This window comes from Endozoicomonas sp. Z74, from assembly GCF_057680865.1.
Genome location: NZ_JBLYZI010000089.1, coordinates 1 through 25,251 on the forward strand (window position 1 = coordinate 1; position 25,251 = coordinate 25,251).

25 protein-coding genes and 2 tRNA genes are annotated in these 25,251 nt (G+C 52.0%); 18 read left to right on the forward strand and 9 right to left on the reverse strand.

The features are described from left to right. Positions 1 to 306: 306 nt before the first annotated feature. From ACNRUY_RS20205 to ACNRUY_RS20220, 4 genes are all read left to right on the forward strand, one after another. Positions 307 to 498 (forward strand): hypothetical protein, encoded by a 192-nt coding sequence (locus ACNRUY_RS20205; RefSeq protein ID WP_488113468.1) that lies wholly within the window; start codon positions 307 to 309, stop codon positions 496 to 498. A gap of 31 nt (positions 499 to 529) precedes the next feature. Next, positions 530 to 1,456, forward strand: coding sequence for a Mu-like prophage major head subunit gpT family protein (locus tag ACNRUY_RS20210; protein ID WP_488113469.1), 927 nt, complete (start codon positions 530 to 532; stop codon positions 1,454 to 1,456). A gap of 72 nt (positions 1,457 to 1,528) precedes the next feature. Then, positions 1,529 to 2,272: a Mor transcription activator family protein gene (locus ACNRUY_RS20215; RefSeq protein WP_488113470.1), complete on the forward strand. Its 744-nt coding sequence runs from the start codon at positions 1,529 to 1,531 to the stop codon at positions 2,270 to 2,272. A gap of 56 nt (positions 2,273 to 2,328) precedes the next feature. Continuing rightward, positions 2,329 to 2,892 (forward strand): hypothetical protein, encoded by a 564-nt coding sequence (locus ACNRUY_RS20220; RefSeq protein ID WP_488113471.1) that lies wholly within the window; start codon positions 2,329 to 2,331, stop codon positions 2,890 to 2,892. 206 nt (positions 2,893 to 3,098) lie between these two features. Here ACNRUY_RS20220 and ACNRUY_RS20225 read toward each other — a convergent pair. The 4 genes from ACNRUY_RS20225 to ACNRUY_RS20240 form a co-directional block, all read right to left on the reverse strand. After that, positions 3,099 to 3,175: transfer RNA gene (locus ACNRUY_RS20225), tRNA-Pro, on the reverse strand. Between the two features lie 95 nt (positions 3,176 to 3,270). Continuing rightward, positions 3,271 to 3,347, reverse strand: a tRNA-Pro gene (locus ACNRUY_RS20230). 60 nt (positions 3,348 to 3,407) lie between these two features. Beyond that, the gene (locus tag ACNRUY_RS20235; RefSeq protein ID WP_488113472.1) at positions 3,408 to 3,941 is read right to left on the reverse strand and encodes an O-acetyl-ADP-ribose deacetylase; all 534 of its coding nucleotides are present in this window, start codon (positions 3,939 to 3,941) and stop codon (positions 3,408 to 3,410) included. Positions 3,942 to 3,961: 20 nt separating this feature from the next. Further along, on the reverse strand, positions 3,962 to 5,320 hold the full coding sequence (locus ACNRUY_RS20240) for a class II 3-deoxy-7-phosphoheptulonate synthase (RefSeq protein ID WP_488113473.1): 1,359 nt from the start codon (positions 5,318 to 5,320) through the stop codon (positions 3,962 to 3,964). 450 nt (positions 5,321 to 5,770) lie between these two features. Between ACNRUY_RS20240 and ACNRUY_RS20245 the strand changes: the two genes are divergently transcribed. After that, positions 5,771 to 6,019, forward strand: coding sequence for a hypothetical protein (locus tag ACNRUY_RS20245; RefSeq protein ID WP_488113474.1), 249 nt, complete (start codon positions 5,771 to 5,773; stop codon positions 6,017 to 6,019). A gap of 198 nt (positions 6,020 to 6,217) precedes the next feature. On the opposite strand, the gene ACNRUY_RS20250 is transcribed toward ACNRUY_RS20245, so the two are convergent. Next, complete coding sequence (locus tag ACNRUY_RS20250; RefSeq protein WP_488113475.1) at positions 6,218 to 7,057, reverse strand: sulfurtransferase; 840 nt, start codon at positions 7,055 to 7,057, stop codon at positions 6,218 to 6,220. 351 nt (positions 7,058 to 7,408) lie between these two features. Further along, entirely contained in the window at positions 7,409 to 7,726 is a 318-nt protein-coding gene (locus ACNRUY_RS20255) for a hypothetical protein (RefSeq protein WP_488113476.1), read from the reverse strand. 337 nt (positions 7,727 to 8,063) lie between these two features. Between ACNRUY_RS20255 and ACNRUY_RS20260 the strand changes: the two genes are divergently transcribed. From ACNRUY_RS20260 to ACNRUY_RS20275, 4 genes are all read left to right on the forward strand, one after another. Continuing rightward, the gene (locus tag ACNRUY_RS20260) at positions 8,064 to 9,068 is read left to right on the forward strand and encodes a glycosyltransferase family 2 protein (RefSeq protein WP_488113477.1); all 1,005 of its coding nucleotides are present in this window, start codon (positions 8,064 to 8,066) and stop codon (positions 9,066 to 9,068) included. Then, positions 9,068 to 9,466: a GtrA family protein gene (locus ACNRUY_RS20265; protein ID WP_488113478.1), complete on the forward strand. Its 399-nt coding sequence runs from the start codon at positions 9,068 to 9,070 to the stop codon at positions 9,464 to 9,466. Before ACNRUY_RS20260 ends, ACNRUY_RS20265 begins: the two co-directional genes overlap by 1 nt. After that, on the forward strand, positions 9,463 to 10,275 hold the full coding sequence (locus tag ACNRUY_RS20270; RefSeq protein WP_488113479.1) for a ChbG/HpnK family deacetylase: 813 nt from the start codon (positions 9,463 to 9,465) through the stop codon (positions 10,273 to 10,275). The genes ACNRUY_RS20265 and ACNRUY_RS20270 overlap by 4 nt, the downstream gene beginning before the upstream one ends. A 491-nt stretch (positions 10,276 to 10,766) precedes the next feature. Next, the gene (locus tag ACNRUY_RS20275) at positions 10,767 to 12,386 is read left to right on the forward strand and encodes a glycosyltransferase family 39 protein (protein WP_488113480.1); all 1,620 of its coding nucleotides are present in this window, start codon (positions 10,767 to 10,769) and stop codon (positions 12,384 to 12,386) included. On the opposite strand, the gene ACNRUY_RS20280 is transcribed toward ACNRUY_RS20275, so the two are convergent. The 3 genes from ACNRUY_RS20280 to tadA all read right to left on the reverse strand — a co-directional run bounded on the left by ACNRUY_RS20280 (position 12,380) and on the right by tadA (position 17,772). Then, on the reverse strand, positions 12,380 to 12,850 hold the full coding sequence (locus ACNRUY_RS20280; RefSeq protein ID WP_488113481.1) for an outer membrane lipoprotein: 471 nt from the start codon (positions 12,848 to 12,850) through the stop codon (positions 12,380 to 12,382). The two genes, ACNRUY_RS20275 and ACNRUY_RS20280, sit on opposite strands and share 7 nt — an antisense overlap. A 254-nt stretch (positions 12,851 to 13,104) precedes the next feature. Then, positions 13,105 to 17,019 (reverse strand): phosphoribosylformylglycinamidine synthase, encoded by a 3,915-nt coding sequence (gene purL, locus ACNRUY_RS20285; RefSeq protein ID WP_488113482.1) that lies wholly within the window; start codon positions 17,017 to 17,019, stop codon positions 13,105 to 13,107. A 258-nt stretch (positions 17,020 to 17,277) separates the two neighbouring features. Then, entirely contained in the window at positions 17,278 to 17,772 is a 495-nt protein-coding gene (gene tadA / locus ACNRUY_RS20290) for a tRNA adenosine(34) deaminase TadA (RefSeq protein WP_488113483.1), read from the reverse strand. A gap of 177 nt (positions 17,773 to 17,949) precedes the next feature. Between tadA and ACNRUY_RS20295 the strand changes: the two genes are divergently transcribed. From ACNRUY_RS20295 to sctU, 9 genes are all read left to right on the forward strand, one after another. Further along, positions 17,950 to 18,441 (forward strand): type III secretion system chaperone, encoded by a 492-nt coding sequence (locus ACNRUY_RS20295; protein ID WP_488113484.1) that lies wholly within the window; start codon positions 17,950 to 17,952, stop codon positions 18,439 to 18,441. Positions 18,442 to 18,592: 151 nt separating this feature from the next. Next, complete coding sequence (gene sctN / locus ACNRUY_RS20300) at positions 18,593 to 19,924, forward strand: type III secretion system ATPase SctN (protein WP_488113485.1); 1,332 nt, start codon at positions 18,593 to 18,595, stop codon at positions 19,922 to 19,924. A 4-nt stretch (positions 19,925 to 19,928) separates the two neighbouring features. Beyond that, positions 19,929 to 20,390: a type III secretion system stalk subunit SctO gene (gene sctO, locus ACNRUY_RS20305; RefSeq protein ID WP_488113486.1), complete on the forward strand. Its 462-nt coding sequence runs from the start codon at positions 19,929 to 19,931 to the stop codon at positions 20,388 to 20,390. 10 nt (positions 20,391 to 20,400) lie between these two features. Next, on the forward strand, positions 20,401 to 21,138 hold the full coding sequence (locus ACNRUY_RS20310; protein WP_488113487.1) for a type III secretion HpaP family protein: 738 nt from the start codon (positions 20,401 to 20,403) through the stop codon (positions 21,136 to 21,138). Positions 21,139 to 21,146: 8 nt separating this feature from the next. After that, a complete protein-coding gene (gene sctQ, locus ACNRUY_RS20315) occupies positions 21,147 to 22,190 on the forward strand; it encodes a type III secretion system cytoplasmic ring protein SctQ (protein WP_488113488.1) in 1,044 nt (347 codons plus the stop codon). A 93-nt stretch (positions 22,191 to 22,283) separates the two neighbouring features. Further along, positions 22,284 to 22,952 carry a type III secretion system export apparatus subunit SctR gene (sctR, locus tag ACNRUY_RS20320; protein ID WP_488113489.1) on the forward strand — a complete coding sequence of 223 codons (669 nt, stop codon included), beginning with the start codon at positions 22,284 to 22,286 and terminating at the stop codon, positions 22,950 to 22,952. Continuing rightward, positions 22,945 to 23,208 carry a type III secretion system export apparatus subunit SctS gene (sctS, locus tag ACNRUY_RS20325; protein WP_488113490.1) on the forward strand — a complete coding sequence of 88 codons (264 nt, stop codon included), beginning with the start codon at positions 22,945 to 22,947 and terminating at the stop codon, positions 23,206 to 23,208. The genes sctR and sctS overlap by 8 nt, the downstream gene beginning before the upstream one ends. Before the next feature lie 3 nt (positions 23,209 to 23,211). Next, complete coding sequence (gene sctT / locus ACNRUY_RS20330) at positions 23,212 to 24,003, forward strand: type III secretion system export apparatus subunit SctT (protein WP_488113491.1); 792 nt, start codon at positions 23,212 to 23,214, stop codon at positions 24,001 to 24,003. Further along, on the forward strand, positions 24,000 to 25,061 hold the full coding sequence (gene sctU / locus ACNRUY_RS20335) for a type III secretion system export apparatus subunit SctU (protein WP_488113492.1): 1,062 nt from the start codon (positions 24,000 to 24,002) through the stop codon (positions 25,059 to 25,061). The genes sctT and sctU overlap by 4 nt, the downstream gene beginning before the upstream one ends. The last annotated feature ends 190 nt before the right edge of the window (positions 25,062 to 25,251 follow it).

Genomic DNA, 25,251 nt, shown 5'->3' on the forward strand with positions numbered 1-25,251 from the left:
CCGGAAATACCTTGTGCATCACCGGCAATGGGTGAGGGCGGCAGAGTTTTATGGAGGACACCGATCTGCTCTGGGGACATCATGGGTATGGACTTCAGGATGTCTTGGAATTGCTGAGGTTTCATGGCTGGAACTCCACTTTACACGACAATTCTCATGCTCAGGGAGTATAGACCATGTTAGCAACATTTAATTTGAACAGCGCCTACAGGCGCTATTGATGAATTAATCGTCGATGGCTATATAGCGCCCTGTGAAAGAAAGTTTTATTTGGCGGCCTGTCGGGCATCTGGTTATGAAGAAGCCATGAAGTCCATTGAGTTCATTAAACAGCATAAACCCGCTTACGGTTATTTAACCGAACACCGAACTAAAGGGGTTCCTAAAGAAGTAGAGGGTAAACTATCTCATACGCAGAAGGCAGTGTGTCGTGAAATCGGAATTGAAGAAGAGCAGTTTTCAAGCTTTATAGAAAGCCGCTTTTCACAACTTAATTAATTAAACCATCAAGGCTAAAAGGAGAGTGACAATGTCAGATAACCTCGGTGAACTGATCTATGAAGCCAGCACCGCATTTGCTAAGAAATTTGATGACGGAATGGCGGAGGGCACGCCGCTTTATTTGCAGGTGGCTATGGAGGCCGGATCGTCCAGCGGCAGCACTGCATACGGCTGGCTTGAAGAGTTTCCCATGCTGAAAGAGTGGATAGGGGAGAGAATGCTCAAAGAGCTGTCTACCCACAAATACTCTATTGAGAACAAGCTGTATGAATCCTCTATCAAGGTCAAACGAACAGACTTTGAAGACAACGACTATGGCAAGTACGGGCCCCTGTTTAAGGAAATGGGCAGGGTTGCCAGAGAATACCCTGATGAGCTGGTTTACAGCCTGCTTAAAGCTGGTTTTACAGAGAAGTGCTTTGATGGACAGTTCTTCTTTGATACTGACCACCCCAGCGGTTTCGAGGCCGACGGAACTACTCCGAAAGTGGTTTCCAACGTCTATGGCAGTGGTCAAGGCAATGCGCCCTGGTTTCTTTTGGATACAACCAGAACCATCAAGCCCCTGATCTGGCAGGAGCGTATTAAACCGGCTCTACAGGGCGTAAACCGCAACAAGGATAACTTTGATATGGATAGCCATGCTTTCCTCAAGGATGAGTTCCTTTACGGTGTTCGTGCCCGTGGTAATGCAGGCTTCTCATTCTGGCAACTGGGTGCTGCCTCAAAAGAGGAACTAAATACAGACAACTTTGACAAGGTGTATAGCAATATGGTCAAACAGAGGTCTGAATCTGGCTCCCTGCTCAGAATCAATCCGAGCCTATTGGTTGTTCCGACTTCACTTAGGGCAAAAGCACACGCAGTAATCAAGCGTGAGAAACTGGATAACGGAGAAGATAACATCAATCACAAGATTGTTGATGTAATGGTCTGTCCTTGGCTGGATGATTGATTTTTGTAATAACTTTTGAAAAGGCACTCTGGAAAGCCAAAGTGCCTCGTGGTTTTGGGCGAGGGTGAAGCTATGAGCATAAATAAAAGGTTTGTCTTTGATGATATTAAAGATTTAAAAATGGGTCTGGATTTTGAAGTAGCTCATGATAAGACCTATTGGCCTAAAAGTCTGGTTGAGATATCTGACTTTATTCATGGAGAACTCAATAGAGCTAACTATGATCAAAAGTATTTAAAGATGATAGATTCCTGCCTCCTTTATCTTTGCTTTGACATTGGGCCGATACAACCCTATTTGCCCAGTAATAAAAACATCATAGAGGAATTTATTGTTCTGCATAAGGCATACTGGCACTTTAAAAATAATCGAGACCAGTATGAACGAATCAATAAAATGATGGATGTCATTAATACTTTTGACCTGATATATGAGAATGGGTACAATTGGGGAGAAGTAGATGGAAGCGCTAAAATACGGCCAATTTGGCGTGGTGGTAAACAGTCCCTTTGGCCAGTTTACTCAGTCTTGATAGTCGACTCAATCAAAGCTTTTTTTTCTGGCTGTCTTGATGAGGAAAAAACCTATGAGCTGGTTAATGTTGTGATGTCAGCATTATCGTTTTTTGCAGGAGGTCGAGGGTTTTATTTGAGCTCCTGTTCTCGCTTGCGTTCTGTGATTAGGGAAGAGTTTGTCTTCAAAGAGTTTAATGGATTTAATGTCTCCACTCTTGCTTATAAATATCAGCTAAGCGCACAGGCAATATATGAAGCTATTCGAAAAGCCAGAAAAAGAAGACTGAACTCGAGTAAATGATAAGAACAATTTCAACTCCAAGCTGTCTATCTTTCTATTACGGAGAGAGAGGCGTTATGAGTAAGAGTAAAGATGAAAGCTGCAACGAAGTCTTAAAGCATTCTGAGGCGTATAGAGAGCTGGCAAAAGCTTATAGTGGTACTGATCATTTGGCTGATCTGGAAGCCCTTGCAAGGCTTTCCACAAAGGCTAAAGAGCGGCAAACGGACAAGGCCGCTTTGCTGAGGACGCTAGAAGAGTACAAACAGACCAAAGAAGGCGTTAATCAGGAAGAGGCTATTAAGCATCTGATAGCCGATTATAAAGCCCGTAGAATCGAACCAACTGAAGGCATCCACTCAAGGATAGAGCAGCTAAGCAGGGCTACCTTAATGCGCTGGCGGCGACAAGTAAAAGAGAATGGTTGGGCGAGGTTGGGAGGTGAATATAAGTCTGTCCCAAAAGGCTATTTTCACGACCATCCCGAGGCCTTAGATTTTCTGCTATTGTTGGTACGGGATTTTCCGAAGGCGACGCCTAAGCAGCTGCATAGAGCGCTGTGTATGAAGCTATCTGACACAGAACAGCCTTTACCCACACTTAGAATAGTCAGGGACTTTTTATCTAAAATTAGCGAATAAATATTCATTTCATGGAATTGAAAATTGATCTCAAACCTATTTTCGCAAAATCTCAAACCGTGCGGCGCGCTACAGCGCCCAAAGTGAAGGGCTCAAGATAAACGACGTACATTATTTAAACGATTGTTGTGTTCTCATTTTTGTTCTCATTCGCCAAATTTCAGACATAAAAAAAGAGCCACATTTCTGTAAGCTCTTGTTTTTACTGGTCGGTGTGAGAGGATTTGAACCTCCGACCCCTTCCTCCCGAAGGAAGTGCGCTACCAGGCTGCGCTACACACCGATTCAACCCCAAGGGTTCCCGCTATTCTAGCCATCGGGTGATGACTGTCAATTCAGCTCCGGTTAAGCGCTGATTCAGGAACGCCATGAGTGAACTGGTCGGGGTAGAGAGATTCGAACTCCCGACATCCTGCTCCCAAAGCAGGCGCGCTACCAGACTGCGCTATACCCCGTTAGGCGACAGCTATCATATGCTTTCAGCTCCATAAGTCAAGCCGCCATGACCAGAAAGATTATTTTACAACCTCTGCCAGCCTGCTTTCATAAAGTGCCGCCATTTCAGGGCTGAACAGAACAAACACCACTTTTTCCGGCCACGGGTGCTGTTTCAACCAGCCGATCACAGTTTCCAGCGCCACTTCAACCGCCTCAGCATGGGGGTAACCGTAGACGCCACAACTGATGGCAGGAAAAGCAAGACTGCTCAGCTGCTTTTCTTCCGCCAGTTGCAGTGCATGATGATAGCATCCCGCTAAAAGCTCCGGCTCGCCACTGTGACCGCCCTGCCAGATAGGACCCACCCCATGGAAAACATAACGGGCCGGTAAATCAAACCCCGGAGTTATCCGGACTTCACCCGTAGGACAGCCTCCCAGCTTTCGGCAGGCTTCCAGAAGTTGAGGGCCAGCCGCTCGATGAATCGCACCATCCACCCCACCTCCGCCGAGCAAGCCTGCATTGGCAGCATTGACAATGGCGTCCACCGCCAGGGTGGTAATATCTCCCTGGACGATGTCGATTCTGGCTTTTATGGAGCAACCTTTCATGGGCAGACCTCAGAGGGCATTTAATCTTTCAGCTGCCGACACTTTTTCATGGTTTCAGAAATCAGAAACGCCAGTTCCAGAGCCTGGTCGGCATTCAGCCGGGGATCACAGTGGGTGTGGTAACGGTTGCCCAGGCTGTCTTCAGTGACTTCCCTGGCACCTCCAATGCACTCCGTGACATTCTGACCGGTCATTTCAAAGTGCACCCCACCCGCATAGGTACCCTCTGCCTGATGCACCGCAAAGAACTGTTCCACCTCAGAAAGAATCCGGCTTACCTCGCGGGTCTTGAAGCCGTTACCTGCCTTGAACGTGTTGCCATGCATGGGGTCACAACTCCAGAGAACATTGCGCCCTTCTTTCTGAACGGCCCTCAGCAATGGTGGCAGCCCTTCTTCTACCTTGTCAGCACCCATTCGTACAATCAGGTTCAGCCGACCCGGAGTATTATCCGGGTTGATCAGGTCAATCAGCTCGATCAGCTCATCCGGTGGCAGTGACGGTCCGCACTTGAGACCAATGGGGTTCTGTATGCCACGGACAAATTCCACATGACCGCCGTCAACCTGCCGGGTCCGGTCTCCTACCCAGAGCATATGGGCAGAACAGTCATACCATTTGCCACTCATGCTGTCCTGACGGGTCAGTGCCTGTTCATAAGGCAACAGCAGAGCTTCGTGGGAGGTGTAGAAATTGGTTTCACGAATCACCTGGGAGTGCTCGGCAAAAATCCCGCAGGCCCTCATAAAGTCAAGCGTCTCATCAATCCGGTCAGCCATGTGCTGATAGCGGTCTGACTGAGGACTGGAAGAAACAAAATCCAGGTTCCAGGCATGAACCTGCTCAAGGGATGCCAGGCCGCCCTGGGCGAAGGCCCGCAGCAGATTCAAAGTGGCAGATGCCTGGTGATAGGCCTTCAGCATACGTTCCGGGTCAGGAATCCGGGACGCTTCGGTCGATTCGGTGCCATTGATGATATCGCCGCGATAGATGGGCAACTCTACACCGTTGACGATTTCAGTCCCGGACGACCGCGGTTTGGCAAACTGGCCGGCCAGACGGCCCACCTTGATCACCGGGCAAGTGGCGCCAAAGGTCAGCACCACCGCCATCTGCATCAGAACCTTGAAGGTATCCCGGATATTATCTGCGGAAAACTCCAGAAAGCTCTCGGCACAATCCCCCCCCTGAAGCAGGAAAGCTTTTCCTGCCGTGGCATCGGCCAGACGGTTCCTCAACTCATTCACTTCTCCGGCAAACACCAGAGGCGGCATTGCAGCCAGTTGCTGCTCTACTCTATTCAGGTTTGCCTGGTCTGGGTATTCTGGCTGCTGGAGCATCGGCATCTCTCTCCAGCTGTCTGCACGCCATGGGTTCATTCAATCTCACCGGAAGTCAAAAACAATCCAAGCAGCCAGCAGCCGCTCTCAACAGTGTGAAACCGTATACAAAGTCATCGCACCAACCGCGATTCTACCCCATTCTCATCCTCAAGGCTTGGACTAATCCTCCCCCCGCAATTGCACCTGCTCCGGGGAATCAATAAGGAGCGGAGAATAATAACGGCTGCCCAACATCCAGCCTGGATACTTTACAACCCAGGCACCCTCTGGTATAAGTTCATACAGTTTTAAATTTTAAGTGATTTTACCTACATGACCTTTTCAGCCATCTCCATGATGACCATTAAACTCGGCAAGATGATGTGCCGGGGGGCCTGTTGTGGATAGCTGAAAAGCAAAAACAGGCCCCCGCACCAGAACTGGTCCGGGGGCTTTTTTTTTGGCATGACGAATCGTGAACTGAACCGACAATAAAGGAAACCTGTTGTGAGCGAGCTTAATCTCCGGTTAATCACCACCGACAACCCCGCCAGCCTTGAAGACGTGCTTCACTGCAGCCAGGAAAGCGGCCTGCACTTGAAAAGCTTCACGGCCGAACTGATTCCGGAGAGAGGGCATTATGAGGTCAGGATGTGTGTGTCAGGCTGCACTAACCAGCACCAGCTGGTGGGGAGGCTGGCCAGCCAGGAACATATCCGGGAGCTGACCCCTCTTAAACGGAAAGGATTAGTTTGATGGCTAGCAGCCTGTCGGGCTTACGACAATTTCGGCCTAAAATCCAGAAAGAACGGCCTAATCTTTCGATGAATTCGATTAAATAGACCCACTACTTGTGCCCTATGGGTATTCGCACGAATCCATCGAAAGATTTGACTCGTTCTGCTGAATTTTATGCTCGAAAGCATAAGCCCGACAGGCTGCCAGGAGCCCGCTTCATTTCCCCCTGGCAATAGGACGCCGGGGGTCTGTAATCCACTCACTCCAGGAGCCGGGGTAGAGCATAGCTCCCTTCAATCCGGCGTATTCGTAGGCAAACATATTATGACAGGCGGTTACCCCTGAGCCACAGTAAAAGACGGTGGTTTTCTGGGGATCGATGATCTCAGCAAATGCTTCCCTCAGATGCTCAGGAGAAAGAAATCGGCCATGCTCGTCCAGATTCTCCGCAAAGGGTCGGCACAATGCCCCGGGGATATGTCCCCCCTGGCTGTCCAGAGGTTCAATTTCTCCACTGAAACGCTCCCTGGCCCTTGCATCGACCAGGGTGTAACGGGATGCGTTCATTCCCTGCAGCAGCTCATCCGCTGAAATAACGGGCATTCCGTTGCCAGTGACCTTAAGGGTACCCGGAGTCTTCTCTGTAAACTCCGTGGTCACCGGGTAACGACAAGCCAGCCAGGCTTTCATACCACCATGAAGGATACTCACCTGTTTGAGGCCCGCCCAGCGGAACAACCACCAGGCCCGGGCCGCCATGGCATGACCACCATCGTCGTAAATCACCACATTTGAATCCGGGTTAACCCCCCAACCCTGCAACGTTTGCTCAAATGCCTCAGGAGAGGGCAGAGGGTGCCTTCCTGTTTCTCCAACGATGACCGACCCCGACAAGTCTCTGCCAAGGTCCCCATAGACCGCACCGGGAAGATGCCCCTGTCGATACAATTCAAGGCCTTCCCCCGGTTCCGCCAGACTGTAACGGGCATCCACAATCACCAGCCCGTCATCATTGATCAAGGTCGCCAGCATCTCCGGCTCAATCAACATCGACATTACTCTTACCCCTGCCCTGTGGCTGATAAATGAAAGCAGCATCCATCGTTTAAGGCCTATGAATAAAGCAGACCAAAACTCAAGAATAACATCAGCGGGAAATGCCACAAGCCCATGTTGTCAAACACCGGTGGCGCCGAAAACGGAGAGCAGAAGCCGGAAAGGAAAATGAAAGGCAAAAAAAAGCCCACCCGTTTCCGGGTGGGTTCACGTCCATGTGAAAAGTGCAATCCTTGCAAGATTTAAGTTATCAGCCGGTTTGCTCAGGCAATAGCAGCAATCGCCCGTAAATCCGTGAGATATCTCTTACAGGCAGTCCGCTGTGCGAATTTCATCGGCTGCCCAGGAAGCTTATTTATCAACCACCTTGTCGTTGCGGATCACTTTTTCAGAAAGCAGCTCACTGAGTTCACCATTGTCCGGATCCACCAATATGATACGGGTCTCTTCATCCCCCGCCCCTGAGTCCAGAGACTCTTCAGATCGATTAGCGGCCTCCCCCGCATTATTGTCTTTAACCACAGGCTTTATCTCACCGGTTACCGGCACCACCGGAGGTTCCTTAGCCAGCGGCTCAGTCTCTGATGGGGATGAAAGCAGCAGCCACCCCAGGGCAATGCCCACCACTGCAACCACCACCACAATGGCCAGAATGGTTTCCTTTCTCATCGTCAACCCTCAATTGTTAATGGCACCTATGAGACATCAGCCTGGTTCCGTTTCTCCCGGGGGAGAATACCATGCAATCAACTTACCCATATGATCACCAGTAAAACAGCGGTCTAATTTTACATAATGGATTGCCACACTCCCACAAAACGTTCATCACTGGTTCAGGATCCGCCCTTAAGATAGCTGACGTTTTCTTGACAAAAACAGTCACAAAGCCCGACATTTCTTGCTACCATCGTTTTTTTAATTTTCCTGTAGCATGGACGGTAAAACCTTAAGCTGGCAGACGATACAATGGTGAGAACCCTTAATCGCTTCCAGAACAAATGGAGAGATGATGCCTCATAACGATACACCCTACCTCAGTTGTGTCGTACCGGCCTTCAATGAAGCCGAAGTAGTAACCCCTTTTCTGAAAGCACTGAGCGAACAGTTAGAAGCCATAACGCCCCGGTTTGAAATTATCGTGGTGGATGATGGCAGCAGCGACAATACCGTTGAACTGGTTGAGCAGTGCCAGAAAAAATGGCCCTCTATCAAGCTCATTGCCCTTTCCAGAAACTTTGGCAAGGAAACAGCCCTGACTGCCGGCATCAATGCCACTGAAGGGGATGCCGTACTGCTGATTGATGCCGATTTCCAACACCCACTTGACATGATTCCAGTGTTTGTCAATTACTGGCGGCAAGGCTATGACATGGTGTATGGCGTTCGATCCGACCGTAACAATGAGTCGTTCTTTAAAAAGCAGGGCGCACAACTGTTTTACCGGATTATGAAATCCAGCACAGGCATTGATGTGCCAGCCCATGCCGGCGACTTCCGTCTTATGGGTAAAAAAGTAGTCACTGCCCTGAAAGGCATGCCTGAACGCGGACGTTTTATGAAAGGCATTTATGCCTGGGTCGGCTTCAAAAGCATTGGCGTCCCCTTCGAAGTGCAGGACCGCCTGGCCGGAGAGTCCGGCTGGGGCTATGGCAAGCTGACCAACCTGGCACTGTCCGGCATTACCTCTTTTACCACTTTTCCCCTGCGCATGGTGGGAGCCCTGGGGCTGCTGATCTCTTTTATTTCCTTCTTTTACGCTTTTTATATTTTGTTTCGCACTTTAGTACTTGGCAGTGAACTGCCTGGCTGGCCTACTGTTATTGTTGCATTGACGTTTATCGGGGGAATACAGCTGCTCTCTCTTGGTGTTCTGGGGGAATACATTGCCGGCATCTTTAATGAAGTTAAGCAGCGCCCCCCCTACCTGATTCAGAAACAAACCGGCTTTTCCCCTGACTCCGCCGCCCCTTCAGAAAACACCGGGCCGTCCGGCAGGGATAACGCATCGTAATGACATACTCAGGAATGAAAAGCGGCATTGCTCAGTTGATCAAGTTCGCCCTCGTCGGATCCCTGGCTGCCGCCATCCACCTGGGCATCCTCAACTTTGTAGTCGAAGCAGAACTCCTTCCCCCGCTTGGGGCGAATGTCATCGCCTTTCTGTTCGCTTTTATCGCCAGTTACCTGGGACAAAGTCTCTGGACGTTTAATCATAAAAGCCACGCATTACACAGCAGCGCAATGAAGTTTCTGATCACTCAATTGTTGTGCAGCTTCGCCCTTAATCAGGGCCTGTATTCATTGCTGCTGACCTACACCAGCCTCAATTATCTGCTGGCCAGCTTTATTGTTCTGGCAACGGTCCCCTTTGCCACCTTCACCCTGAGCAAATACTGGGCCTTTAAATGAAAAGAATCACCCTTTGTGCGGACGATTTCGGGATGCATCCGGGGGTATCTGAAGCCATTATAAAACTGGCCAGCCTTCAACGTATCCAGGCCACCAGTTGCCTGGTGACAGCACCCGCCTGGCATGAAAACATTCATGAACTCATCCAGTTCCGGGATTCCCTGGATATCGGGCTTCACCTCAATTTCACGGAAGGCCCCGGGCTCAGCCCTTCCTTCAAAAAGGGGCTTCCCGGACTATTTCCGATGCTTTCCCGAAGCCATCTGGGCCTGCTTAAAGGCCCGGAACTTGAGAAGGAAATCTCCCTACAACTTGAATACTTCATTAAGATCACAGGATCGCCACCGGACTTCATCGATGGCCACCAGCATGTTCACCATTTACCAGGCGTAAGAAAAGCCTTGCTGGCGGTTATCAGAAAGATGGCATTGCCTCCTCTGTGGGTGAGAAGTGTCAGCCCGATGGTCTCCAGCGTCTCCTGGCTGAAAACCCGGGTGATTGTTCAGTCTGGTGCTAAGCCGTTACGGACAGGCCTTCAACAGGCTGGCCTGAAAACCAATAGTGCCTTTGCGGGTGTCTACTCCCTGACTCCCACTGCGCCCTTCCCAGAATTGATGAGGCAGTGGTTACAACAGCTTCCGGATCGAGGACTGATCATGTGCCATCCTGGCCTGAATAATAGCCAGCCCCCTCTTCCCGACCACAGCGAAGCCCGGCATAAGGAATTCAACTACCTTCTGAGCAGCCAGTTCATCTCTGACTGCACGGATTCGGGGGCCAGCCTAACGAAGCTCCCCACTCGTAACTGACCCCTCCGTTACCGCTCACCCATCGACACAGTGGCAAAATATAGCGCAGCGCGCAAATTACCTGTTATAAATACTTATCAGCTCAAAAAAAAAGCACCTCATTCACGGGGCGTGCCGAGCTGCCGTTTTGAGGAAAATCCACAGCGTTTACCGTCCGATGGTCATTTCCTCATTGATTCACAGTTGTCAGGGGCTGTTGAGGTTTTATCGTGAGTTCAGTGGTTCGTAAAGCGGCCTTACACAAGGCGAACTGGCGCAGCGCGTAGTTATTCTACGTCAAGCCAGTTCAACACAGTCGGAAGGCCGCTTTACGAATCACCCGAAGGGCCAAAGCCGGCACTTCCGTAACGTCGTTGCAGCAGCTTGAAAGACATGAGTATTCCTGCGCTGCTGCGCCTAGCCACGGAAGCGCTGGCTTTGGCTGAGCACATGATAAAACCTCAACAGCCCCTAAGAGGTATCTGCTCACCCTCAAGGGTCAAAAGGGTTTTATGGTTGATCATCAAGTTCAAGCGCCCCCTTCATCCAGTGCGCATACTGCAGAAATAAAACCGGAACGGTGGCTGGCGGCTCTCTGCCTGCTGCAAATCACTGTCTGGACCCTGGGTCCCTGGGCTGTCAGAACCAATCCCGTCTATGACACCCTGGAAAGCTATTCCTGGGGAAATCTCTGGCAGTGGGGGTACGACAAACACCCCCCACTGGCAGCATGGCTAACGGCAACTTTTGGTAACCTGTCCGATAACCCCGATCTCCCTCTTTACCTGCTGGCGCAGCTGGCTATTGCCTTGAGCTTTATCGGCATCTGGCAACTGGCCAGGGAGTATCTGGATCCACAAAGCGCCGCGCTATCGGTCTTTCTGCTAACGGGAGTTCTGTTCTACAGCCAGCAGGCGGAGCGCTTCACACCCGATACCCTGCAATTTACGGTCTGGGCCTTTCTAGCACTTTATTGCTATTACGCGGTCCAGTATGGGTACACCCGATACTGGCTAATCACCGGTATCCTCACCGGCCTGGCCCTGTTAACCAAATACCAGGCAGTGCTCATTCTGGCACCAATAGCCCTGAGCATCCTGGCCACCCCTAAAGGAAGAAGCAGCCTGAAAAGCCCTGCCCCCTGGTTCGCAGCGGTAATAGCCCTGATCATTTTTGCCCCCCACCTGATCTGGATGCACCGGCACGATTACCCCGGCTTCCATTATGTAGACGACATCTATTTTGAGCACCCTGAAGTGACGGTTGTCAAAACCTGGGGCGCTTTTTTCAAGTCCCCCCTGGATTTTCTGATTAACTGCCTCGGCAATGTACTTCCTTTTTTACTGCTCAGTATTCCCCTGCTCCGAACGGCCAGAAAAGATCAACCCCACCGGAACCTGGACAAGGCCAGTGCACAATTCAAAAAAGGATATCTGTACTGCATTGCCCTGGGTCCAACACTGCTGACTCTGATGGTGGGGGCTTTGACCGCAGATAAACTGGTACCACGCTGGGCCACGCCCTACTTCGCCTGGCTGCCCCTGTTACTTCTAGTACTACTGAACCGAAAGGTCGATTCACAGCGTTTCAGGAGAACCGCCATCAGCTGCCTGCTGATGGGCTTCCTCCTCTGGGGGCTGCGAATCAGTTACCTCTATTACAAACCGTATTTCCGGGATGACTACTGGCGGGCTGATGAATTCATTGCGGCAAGGGAGATGATGGCCAGGGCAGAACAACTCTGGGGGCAGGTATCAGACAGCCCCCTGCCCTACCTTGGCGGAGTTCATTATCACGTAATGGGAATGACGGCCTACACCCGCCAGAACACTGTCCCCTTTTCAAACCTGACGCCTTCCCAGAGCCTCTGGCTCGATGAAAAGGACTTCAGGAAAAAGGGGGGAATCATTGTCGTAGAGGAGGGTGTCCATGACGCCGCCATCGTTCAAAAGCGCCTGGAGAAGGATTACCCCCAGGCCCGCTATCTGGGCACTTTTCAGTTCAGGCCCAATATTCCTTTTGAGATTGAGAACATGAAGCACTCAACCATTGCCTATTATCTGCTGGAACCAGAGAAAAAAGGATTGGCCGTGGTCGATTACCGCAACCGTATGCCGGTCGAAGCTCACTGAACCTTAACCACCCGGCTGGTTGACCCCTGGCTGAGCACTTTGACCCGATCTCCGTTACTGAACGGGGCGTTGGGGTCCGCCTGCTGAACGACAGAAATATAGGAACCGTCTTCAAGACGAATGGTCAACTCAACCCCCTGCTGGGTGGTGAGCTTTTTCTCCGCCATATGACCCAGAACACCACCGGCTACTGCTCCAGCAATACCCGCAATGGCACCTTCCCGCTGACCACCAATACTGGAAGCAGCAATACCTCCAACAGCGGCGCCCGCAAGGGTACCCACTTCGCCTTCCGTCCCTTCCAGCTTGACCATGCGAACATCCGCTACGGTTCCAAAGCGAACCACCTGCATCTGTCTTGCTTCACTGCTCGAGTAGGTAGTGCCCGTAGTGTCCGACATACAGCCCGACAGCGATATCAGCACAAGCGCGGCCAGAAAGGCCGCCGTCTTCCTCTGTATCATGGCTAAGATCTCCAAAAAAAAAAGCCCAAAGAAACCTTGGTATACCCAAAGGATTTCAAGCCGCTACGAGGCGGCAAAAGAGCGCCCCCAGGAGCTTAGATCAACTAAGTGACTGGGGTGAGCGACCGCAGCCAACAAAGTAGCAGCTTGAAAGGCGATGGGTATAAACAATGAACAACATAGTTTAGAAAAGGCTTTGATAAAAAGGTTCCGGAGTACTCGCTGCCAGCACTCCGGATTCACTAACAAACGAGTCAGTCGACCCAGACCCGGGCGTTACGGAACATGCGCATTAATGGCGCATCCTCCCCCCACTCATCGGGGTGCCAGCTGTTCTGGACGGTACGGAACACCCTTTCAGGATGAGGCATCATGATGGTGACCCGTCCGTCCGAAGAGGTCAGGCCCGTCACTCCCTGAACTGAACCATTGGGGTTGTAGGGATAACGGACGGTGGGACGCCCCTGGTTGTTGACAAAGCGCAGAGCCACCTGACGGTTGTTATCCAGCACTGCAGGATGGCCTGGCTCAGCAAATTCCGCATGACCTTCGCCATGGGCCACCGCAATAGGCATCCGCGCCCCTGCCATGCCCTCAAAGAAAATAGAGCGGCTTTTCTGAACTTCCACCATGGCCAACCGGGCCTCAAACTGTTCAGACTGATTCCGGACGAAATGGGGCCAGCATTCTGCCCCTGGAATCAGGTCATGGAGGTTGGACAGCATCTGGCAGCCGTTGCAAACCCCGAGGGAAAAACTGTCACGGCGGTCAAAGAAGGCCGCAAACTGCTCCCGGGCACGGTCATTGAACAGGATCGACTTGGCCCAGCCTTCTCCCGCCCCAAGAACATCCCCATAAGAAAAGCCGCCACAGGCCACCAGCCCCTTGAACTCATCCAGGCTGCGGTGCCCACTGAGGATATCGCTCATGTGCACATCCACAGTACTGAACCCGGCCCGGTCAAAGGCGGCAGCCATCTCCACCTGACCATTCACCCCCTGCTCCCTCAGAATGGCAATGGACGGGCGCACACCAGTGGCAATGTAAGGCGCCGCCACATCCACGGAGATATCGTAAGGCAGTGAAGCATGCAGACCTGTGTCGTGGTCGTCCAGAAGATTATCAAACTCCTGCCGGGCACATTCCGCATTGTCCCTCATCCTCTGAATCCGGTAACTGGTCTCCGCCCACCAGCGCTGGAACTTGATCCGGCTCTCACTGATCAGTTCAGAGCCATTGAAGCCAAAGGTCACCCGCTGGCCCTCGGCCAGTTTACCAATGGTATGGGAGCAGGCCGCCAGACCGTGCTGGGCCAGAATGTCCTTAACCCTGCCTTTGTCGGAATGACGAACCTGAATCACCGCACCCAGCTCTTCATTAAACAGGGCGGGAATGAGCATATCCCGGTCACCGGCCAGCTTATCCAGATCAATGGCAATGCCCGTGTGACCCGCAAAGGTCATTTCCATCAGCGTTGTGAACAGGCCGCCATCCGACCGATCATGGTAGGCCAGCAGCAGCCCCTTGTTCATCAACTCCTGAATGGCATCGAAAAAACCTTTCAGATCCTCGGGGGAGTCCACATCCGGGGAAGCATCCCCCATTTGACCAAATACCTGGGCCAGGGCTGAGCCACCCAGACGGTTCTGGTCCCGACCCAGGTCAATCAGCAGGAGATCCGTATTCCCCTTGTCCGTTCTCAGCTCAGGTGTGACCGTCCTGCGAATATCCTGTACCGGGGCAAAGGCGGAAATCACCAGTGAAAGTGGCGCAGTCACACTTTTCTCTTCGCCATTATCCTGCCACTGGGTCTTCATGGACATAGAGTCCTTACCCACCGGTATGGCAATGCCCAGTTGCGGACAGAGTTCCATCCCCACTGCCTTGACAGTGTCGTACAGATTCTCATCTTCACCGGGGTGGCCTGCCGCCGCCATCCAGTTGGCAGACAATTTGATGTCGCCCAGTTGCTTGATATTGGCTGCGGCAATATTGGTAATCGACTCGCCAATCGCCATTCTGCCGGAAGCAGGGGCATCAATCAGGGCCAGCGGCGTCCGCTCTCCCATGGCCATGGCTTCACCGGTATACCCATTAAAGGAAGCAGCGGTGACGGCACAATCGGCCACCGGAACCTGCCAGGGCCCAACCATCTGGTCCCGATTAACCAGACCGGTGATCGTGCGGTCACCAATGGTGATCAGGAAGTTCTTACTGGCCACAGAAGGCAGCTTGAGCACCCTTTCCATCGCCTCTTCCAACCGGATACCCGATAGGTTCAGAGCCTCACGCTGGAACCGTTGCCGTTTCACCTCACGATGCATGCGGGGTGGCTTGCCGAGCAGCACATCCAGGGGCATATCCACCGGCTGATTGCCAAAATGACGGTCTTCCACCAGCAGGTGCGGGTTCTCAATAGCCTCACCCACCACCGCATAAGGACAGCGTTCTCTTTTACAGATGGCCTCAAAGCGGGACAGATCTTCTGCTGCCACCGCCAGAACATAACGTTCCTGGGATTCGTTACACCACAACGCCAGTGGTGACATGCCCGGCTCATCATTATTAATGTCCCGCAACTGGAAATGACCACCCCGGCCACCATCACTGACCAGTTCAGGCAGGGCATTGGACAGCCCTCCGGCACCCACATCATGGATAAAAGCAATAGGATTCTGCTCACCCTGTTGCCAGCAGGCGTCAATGACCTCCTGACAGCGGCGTTCCATTTCCGGGTTGTCACGCTGGACACTGGCAAAATCCAGATCCTCCTGCCCTTCGCCGGAGGTCATGGAAGAGGCGGCCCCCCCCCCCAGGCCAATCTGCATGGCGGGCCCACCCAGGACAATCAGCTTTGCACCGACCGGGATATCCCCTTTTTCCACATGCTCGGCCTTGATATTGCCCAGGCCACCCGCCAGCATGATCGGCTTGTGGTAACCACGGACTTCGTGGCCAGCTGGCCCTTTGACCCGGGACTCAAAGGTCCGGAAATACCCGCAGAGGTTTGGGCGGCCAAATTCATTGTTGAATCCGGCGCCACCCAGAGGGCCGTCAATCATGATATCCAGAGGGGAAACTATGCGCCCGGGTTTGCCATAGTCCTGTTCCCAGGGCTGTTCATAGCCGGGGATATTCAGATTGGATACGGTAAAGCCCGTCAGGCCTGCCTTGGGTTTAGAGCCTTTACCCGTAGCCCCCTCATCACGGATTTCTCCGCCGGAACCGGTGGCCGCTCCCGCCCAGGGCGCAATAGCCGTGGGGTGGTTATGGGTTTCCACCTTCATCAGGATATGAATGTCTTCCGACGTATAACCGTACTTCCGGCTATCCGCTTCCGGATAGAACCGGTCGCTTTTGAACCCTTCAATAACGGACGCGTTGTCTTTATAGGCAGACAACACCCCCTCTTTGCTCATGGCATGGGTGTTACGGATCATTTTGAACAGAGAGAGGTCCTGCTCCTGTCCATCGATGGTCCATGACGCATTGAAAATTTTATGGCGGCAATGCTCAGAGTTGGCCTGAGCAAACATCATCAGCTCAACATCACTGGGATCCCGCTCCAGCTTTTTATAACTGTCCACCAGGTAGTCAATTTCATCCTCTGCCAGGGCCAGTCCCAGGGACTGGTTTGCCGAGGCAAGAGCCTCACGCCCTCCGGAAAGCACAGGCACCGTCATAAGGGGCGCAGGTTCTGCTTCTGCAAACAGGCATTCGGCTTCATTTGACCGGTAAAGCACCGCCTGGGTCATCCGGTCATGGAGGCAGCCTTCGATCAACTGCTGCTGATCTGTGCTGAGTTCACTGCTGGAAAAAAGGGTATAGAAGGTTCCCCGTTCAATCCGTTGAAGGGTTTCCAGTCCACAGTTGTGGGCGATGTCGGTTGCCTTGCTTGACCAGGGGGAAATGGTACCTGGGCGGGGAACCACCAGAAAGTGCGTCTGAAAACTGACGCCTTCCGGTTCGACCTGGGTAATTTTGGGACCATAGGTCAACAATCGGGCAAGAATGTCTTCCTGCTTCTCACTCAGTTCCGATTGTGTTTTTATAAAGTGCTGGAATTCAGCAACAACACAGGTGACCTCTGGCACTTTGTTCTGCAATAGATCAAGCAGCTTCTGGCTGCGAAACTCGGAAAGTGCAGGGGCGCCACGCAGTATCAGCATGTTCAGGTCTGTCCTCGGGCTCTTTGGAGCTGGTGCATTGAAGGAAACATTCGTGCCGAACCTGCTCCAGGCCGGATATTGACCAGAAAGCAGGCCTGTTGATCGGCGAGAACAATCTCCACAGTCCTATGCAGCAGCCTCTCTTCTCAGGGGGATAATCAAAGGTTGCTTATGATAATCGAAACCGCCCCGCAGAAACCAGCTATCCAGAGGGATAAATGACTACTTTATAAGCCTGCGGCCACTACATCGAATCCATTAAGGCGGTGAAAGGCGCTTCTTTTTTCTCTCTTCACGAATCTGGAGCCTCCGCTCCCGAAAAAAATCACTGATGATGGCACTGCACTCCGTCTCCAGCACACCTCCGGTCACCTGAACCCTGTGATTCATAAAAGGCTGCTCAAGAACCCTGGAAGCACTGGAGATGGCTCCGGCCTTTGGCTCCGAGGCCCCATAGACCAAGCGGCGAATACGACTGTGAATGATCGCTCCGGCACACATGGTACAGGGCTCAAGGGTTACATAAAGATCACAGTCCACCAGCCGGTAATTATTGACCGCCCTTCCTGCCAGCTCCAGCGTCAGAATTTCGGCGTGGGCCACTGGATTGGAGCTGGAGATGGGCTGATTAAAAGCCCGGGCAATCACCTGCCCTTCTTTCACAATCAGCGCACCCACAGGAACTTCACCTTTGTCCCGGCCTTTTTCCGCTTCCTGCAGAGCCATACTCATCCAGTATTCATCCGTTCCCACAACCAATCTTCCACTCCACCAAAAAACGAACATTATATTCTGTCATAAAACCGATGCACTGGCCGATGACGGTTTCAAGAGTGTATTTAACAACACAACCGCCTAAGGCGATATATACTGATAATTAATCGAACTAACCGACGCATGACTATGGATACCATTGGAGGGTAAGGCCAGATGTCTTTCAAGCAGAATGTAGAAGAAAATCTACAACACTTTGCCCAGAGCATCGGCCTGGGAGAACTCAGTCTAAATGAGCACGACGCCTGCGGTCTCTGTTTTGATGACACGCTGATCGTCAACATGGAGTACCTGGAGGAAGACGAAGCACTGGTATTTGTCTCTTCCGTCAAACCCATGGACGCCCATGACACCGCCAAAACCGAGCTGTTTGAAAAGATGCTGTCACTCAACCTTCAGCATCACAGTATGCAGGGAGCCTTCCTGGCCCTGAATCACGACAAGTCAGAAGTTCTCCTGATTCGTTCCCTCCAGGCCTCAGTGGATTACGGTTCTTTTGAGTCAACACTGGAAAAGTTTGTTAACACCCTGGAATGGGTCATCAGTGAGCTGGACAACAACAATCAAGCTGCGGCCCCAGCCCAGAAAACTCCGCCACCCGCCCAGCAAGGCCCCGGAGGCCCAGGCGATATGGGCATGATGGTTTAGGTACCTTTTTATTACCGGAGGCATGTTTTATGCTTCCGGCTCTCTTTTCCCTCCTTTCTTCTCTCATCCCTCTATCTACACTTAAATCATGCGTCTGTTTTGAAGTCGGACTGCCCATGACAACTCTTATGAAAAGAATGGAGACAAGGATTTGGCCGACGCTCTCAATTACCTTACCAATGCCCTTCAGGGTGCCGTGGAAAGCAGTCGACTGGTTGATATTCGCGGCCGGGTGACTGAAGTCCAGGGCATGATCATCAAAGCCGCTGTCCCTGGGGTAAAAATTGGTGAACTCTGTGAACTGGTGACCCCCGGAGATGAACGCAGCGGCTACGCCGAAGTGGTCGGCTTCCAGGGACATGAAACCGTGCTTTCCCCCATGGGAGAGATCATGGGCATCTCCTCCACCACAGAAGTGATTCCTACCGGGAAAGTACACCACGTAGGAGTTGGCCCTCATTTGCTGGGCCATGTCCTGGACGGCATGGGCAACCCCTTGGACCCAAACGCCTTTACGGGTATTGAACCAGAAACCCACTATCCAGTGTACGCCGATGCCCCCGACCCCATGACCCGGAAAATCATAGACCACCCGCTGCCTCTCGGGCTCAGAGTACTGGATGGCGTTCTCACCTGCGGTGAAGGCCAGAGGATGGGGATATTCGCGGCTGCCGGCGGGGGTAAAAGTACCCTGCTCTCCATGCTGGTCAAGGGGGCGGAAGTGGACGTCACCGTCCTCGCACTGATCGGGGAACGGGGACGTGAATTGCGGGAATTCATTGAGCATGACCTGGGACCGGAAGGCGTTAAGAAATCCGTCATCATCGTCGCCACCTCTGACAAATCCTCCATGGAGAGGGCGAAAGCAGCCTACACCGCAACCGCCGTTGCTGAGTATTTTCGGGATAAAGGAAAGCGGGTTCTGCTCCTGATGGACTCAGTGACCCGATTTGCCCGGGCCCAGCGGGAAATCGGTCTGGCAGCCGGTGAGCCACCCACCCGCCGGGGTTTTCCACCGTCAGTGTTCGCCACCCTGCCAAAACTGATGGAACGGGCGGGGATGTCCAATGTCGGCTCCATAACCGCACTTTATACAGTGCTGGTGGAAGGCGATGATATGACTGAACCGGTGGCCGATGAAACCCGCTCTATTCTGGATGGCCACATTATCCTTTCACGCAAGCTGGCCGCCGCCAACCACTACCCGGCCATTGATGTACTGGCCAGTGCCAGCCGTGTCATGAATGCCATTACTGACAAGGAGCACCAGGCCGCCGCCGGCAAAATGAGGGAGCTGATGGCCAAGTTCGAAGAAATCGAACTGCTGGTCAAAGTGGGCGAATACAAACAGGGGGCTGATGCCGTCGCCGATGAAGCCCTTCAGAAGATTGATGCCATTCGCAACTTCCTGCGCCAGCGCACCGATGAGTTCACCAACTTCGATGACACACTGGCCCAGCTTCGGCAGGTTATAGGTATCTGAGCCCATGCTGCATGAACTGTTGAAGATTAAAAACATTCGTGAGCAGGCGGCCAACGATGAAGTCCGCAAATGCAAGAACCGGGTTGAAACCGCCAAACTGGAAGTTCAGAAAAAACAACAGGAGCTGGAAGAGTACATTGACTGGCGCTGTAAAGAAGAACAGAACCTTTACGATAACATTATCAATATGGAAGTCCGCCAGAATGCTCTGGACCAGCTGAAGCAGAAAGTGGCCGTCATGAGAGAGAAAGACGTCTCTCTCGAAGAAGCCGTTTCGGAGGCCAAAAAAAAAGTGGCTGATGAAGAACAGGCTCTGGAAGCAGCAAAAGAGGCCCATATGAAGGCAATGCAGGCGGTTCAGAAATTTGAAGAGTTCACCAAGGTGCTGGATGAAGAGGCCGCCAAAGAGGCCGCCCGCATCGAAGACCTTGAGATGGAAGAGTTTACGGTCAGGTCAAAAGAATAGGAGACAGCCCATGGACGGTCTTAACCAGAGCAGTCAGGCCCAGCAGACACCCCCTCCCCAGCAAACGGACCACAACAAGCAGAGCCGTCAGGTCTCCGACAAACAGGCCAGCGACTTTGCCGACCGCATGGCAAAGGAGAAGAAAGAGAAAGAGAAGAAAGGCGATACCAAGGACCAGAGCCTGGAGAGCCTGCTGGCTGAACGCAGCAAAACAGGAAAAGGCGCTGTGGGTGAGCGCAAGGAGAAGGAACAGGGCGGCGGAGAGGGCCAGTCCCAATTTGGCAAAGACCAGTCCGAGCAGGCCTTGGCCAGTGCCAGCCAGACACAGCTCAAGGCCGACAACCAGATTCGGGAAATGCAGCAGGCCAGCAGTGTCAAAGAGATCAATGCCACCCTGCAGAAAATGGCAGATCAGATTCAAGTGTCGGCAAAAGACGCTATCAATGGCGCAGAAATTCGCATATCCCTGAAAGACAACATTCTGCCGGGCACTGAAATCCGCATCCAGCGCCACGGCGGCGAACTGACCGTAACGCTGAACACAACCTCTGCGGAAGCCAACAACTTCTTGGCACAGCACGAAGCCAGCCTGCAGAAATCACTGGCTGAACGGTTCAGCAATGAAAAAGTTCAGGTCAACATCAATATGTCCGGTGGTGACAATCAACAGAACGATGGTCGTTCCCGCAACCAGTACGTAGCGGAGGACAATGACCAGGACAGCTCCTCACAAAACCCCAGGGCATAGACTGAACCATGGCCGCAGAACTTCTGGATTACCCGGCTGTAGCACCTTCCCAGCTTCAGTTATCACAACTGTTAGGCTCAAGACAGACTGAGCTGGCGGTTTCAGTGGGTGACCAGAACTGGCATTTATCCCTCCATCATGCCGGAGACAGACATCTACCCGATCTCTGCATGGACCTTGAAATCAGCAGCCAGCCCGTTCAGCTATTTATGGGCAAGTCTCTCCTGAATGCTCTCCTGCCTGACAACCTGGACATCCAGGCAGTGCTTGCCCTTCCCCGGGAGCTGATGCTTGCCGCTTTACAGCACATCCTGACACCGGTTCTCAGCCAGCTTCAGCAAACTACCGGCACCGCCATTGAATTCCTGGGTCTTAGACGGGTTAAAGGGCACTCAGGGACAGCAGAACTGTTACTGACCATCAATATCGCCGACACACGCTATCAGGCCCTGGTCGCCACTAACCCAACCCTTTTTGAATTGCTGAAAGGACTCCCTCCTCATATCGGCGGAGAAATGCCCGATATACCTATTTGGGCAAGCCTGGAACTGGGCAGAACCCAGTTGTCCAGGGAAGAGCTCAGCCAGCTGGAAAGCGGTGACATTGTTTTTCTGAAGCAACACGTCACCGGTCAGCAACTGATTATTCGTACCAGCCGCTCCAACGCATTTCTGGGCGAAGCCGACGGCACCCAAATCACCGTCAAACAAAGGGTGGACACTATGGATGACGAGGCTATTGATGACCAGCCTGTGGATGACCAGCAAATGCCTGATGAGGCTTCACTGAACGAAGAGCCCGAAGGCAGCGTCCAGGAAGGCCTGGCAGGCGTAAATATGGCGGACATCAATGTGGACCTGCTGTTCGAGATTGGCCGCCAGCAGCTCAGTGCAGACCAGCTTCAAGCTCTGGAACCTGGCTTTGTTTTTGAGCTGGACCGCCCAATTGAGCAGCCTGTGAAAATCCGGGCCAATGGGAAACTGATCGCCGAGTGCCAGTTGGTACAGATTGATAACCGACTGGGAGCACGCATTACCAGCCTGAATAAATGATTCTCTTCAGGTATCCCCAGGTGACTGAGCACAGCTGTAGCCCATAAAACCAGCCCCTGACCAGAAGCAGGGGGCGATGAACAGAAGGCGACTATGGAAAGCGGCGTCCTCAATTTAACCAGTCCATTTTACTTGATGATCCCATTGGCGCTTATGGCGCTGATACCGTTTGCCGCGGTCATGGGGTCCTCCTTTTTGAAACTGGTTGTTGTTTTTTCCATTCTCCGAAACGCCACCGGTCTTCAGCAAATCCCCCCGAACATCGCCATGAATGCCCTGGCGATTATCCTGACCCTTTACATTATGGCGCCGGTAGGGTTTGAAGCCTGGGATATCATCCAGGAAGAAAACATCAGCTTCCAGACCGACGAAGACTGGACCTGGATGGAAAATGTGGAAATGGTGGTATCCCCCTATCGGGAGTTTCTGAAAAAAAACACCACTGAAAGGGAGCGCAACTTTTTCCTGAAAACCGCCCGGGTTCTCTGGCCGAAAAAATACCAGACCCAGCTGTCCGGTGATGACCTGATTATCCTGATGCCTTCGTTCTGCATCAGCGAACTGACCAAGGCTTTTGAAATCGGGTTTCTGCTCTACCTGCCTTTTATCATCATCGATTTGATCGTTTCCAACATTCTGCTGGCCATGGGGATGATGATGGTCTCGCCCATGACCATATCCCTGCCTTTTAAGCTGTTGCTGTTTGTACTGCTGGATGGCTGGACAAGACTGATACACGCCCTGGTAATAAGTTATGGCTGACCCACATGTTCTCACCCTGACTGCCCAGGCATTGATGCTGACACTGCTGCTTTCCATGCCGCCCATTATTGCCGCCTCGGCGGTGGGGCTGTTAATCAGTTTGATCCAGGCCCTGACCCAGATTCAGGAGCAGACCCTGCCCTTTGCCTTCAAGCTGATTGCCGTCATCATCAGCATTTTTGCCACGGCCCGATGGATGGGGCTGGAGGTTTACCATTTTTCTCTGGCCATCATGAAAATGATCGCGGAGATCTAGACCATGATTCTGCCCATTGATGAGATAAAGGACTGGTTTTATGTCTTTTCAATGGGAATGCCCCGCATTGTTGCCCTGTTCACTGTTTTGCCTCTGCTGCACAAAAAAAACCTTGGGGGCGCCATGATTCGCAATGGCATAGCAGCATCACTGGTTTTATTTCTTCACCCTATGCTCGCCGAAGCCAAACCTGAGGAAAGCCTCTCTATCTACATCACGGGCGCCATTGTCATGAAGGAAGTCTTCATTGGAGCCATTATCGGTTTCTGTGTCGCCATTCCTTTCTGGGCTCTGGAATCTGCCGGTTTCTTCATTGATAACCAGCGGGGTGCGTCCATGGCCAGCACCATGAACCCCTTCTCAGGAGCCGAAACGTCCCCTATGGGTATCCTGTTTTCCCAAGCATTTATTGCCCTGATCATGACCAGCGGCCTTTTTCTGCTACTGTTGAACAGCGTTTTCCTGAGCTATTCCACTTGGCCAGTATTCAGTTATTACCCTCACCTTAACCAGGAAGCAGCTCGCTTTTTCCTGAATCAATTTGACCTGATCATCGGTCTGGCCATGTGGCTGTCCGCACCGGTGATTATTTCCATGTTTATTACTGAGTTCGGCGTTGCCCTGATCAGCCGGTCAGCCCCCCAGCTTAACGTCTTTATCCTTGCCATGCCGATTAAGTCCGGTGTCGCTGCAGCGATTCTGGTGGTGTATGTCGCCACCATTATGGAGTTGTCGCGCAAGCACATGATGGGCATTCCCCAGTTATTTGATTCCCTGGGAGTACTCTGGAAATGAGTGCCGAAAAAACCGAACAACCCACCCCCAAAAAACTCCGGGATGCCCGGAAAAAAGGCCAGGTAGCCAAAAGCAAGGAGGTGTCGGGGACCCTGGGCCTGATTGCGGTGCTCGCCCTGCTCTGGGCCATGAGCGATACGTTTATCAATGCCATTCAAGAGATGGTGTTACTGCCAGCGCAGGTGTATAACGAGCCCTTTGCTGTAGCCTTTAAAATTGTCACCGAAGGCATTCTGGAAAAATCCATGGAATTAATTATTCCCCTGGTGGCGGCCTCCATGATCTCAGCCATTGCCGGTAATGTTCTGCAATTCGGCATTCTGTTCGCCGCCGAATCCATTAAACCCGATATCCAGAAGATCAGCCCGATTGGTGGTCTGAAAAAAATATTCGCAATGAAAAACCTGGTGGAATTTTTCAAATCCATCATCAAAATCATCTTTCTATCGTTCGTGGTTTATTACGTCATTTACACCAGTATCGGTGACATGGTGGACATGCCCTATTGTGGCAGTTCCTGCATTCTTCCCGTCACCGGCAGCCTCCTGAAAAAGCTGCTGCTTTATTCTGTGGTCGCTTTTATTGTGATTGCAGTTCTGGATTACCTGTTCGAACGGCATAACTTTATGAAGCAGAACCGCATGAGCAAGGACGAAGTAAAAAGAGAGTACAAAGAGAGTGAAGGAAGCCCTGAAATCAAAAGCAAGCGGAAGGAGATTCACCAGGAAATTCTGAACTCTGCGGAAAATACCTCCAAATCCGATGTGGTCATCAAGAACCCGACCCATCTGGCAATCGGTCTTCGCTATCGGAAAGATCAGACCCCGCTCCCCATGGTTACAGTAAAAGGTCGTGGTGGCCATGCCCGGTTCATTATCAAAATCGCAGAAAAGGAAGGCATCCCGGTTCTGGAAAACGTGCCCCTGGCCCATGCATTATTTGACCTCAATATCACCGACTATATTCCCGGTGAACTGATCGAACCGGTGGCTGAAGTATTCAGGTGGGTTGAAGAAATCAAAGAACAGCAGAAATACGATGAGACTCCGGCTGATTAAGCCTGAACTTCCATAATTGAACATCGGTAACTGTCAGGCCAGGTCTGAAATGCTACAGGTTATTGCATTAGTTCAGATCTGATCTGACAATTCCCTCTTCAAAAAAGGGAAGGGTTACCGATTTAGATAGAGGGTGAAATCACTGAAATCTAAATCGTAAAAAGGTAACCCTTATGATTCATACTAATCA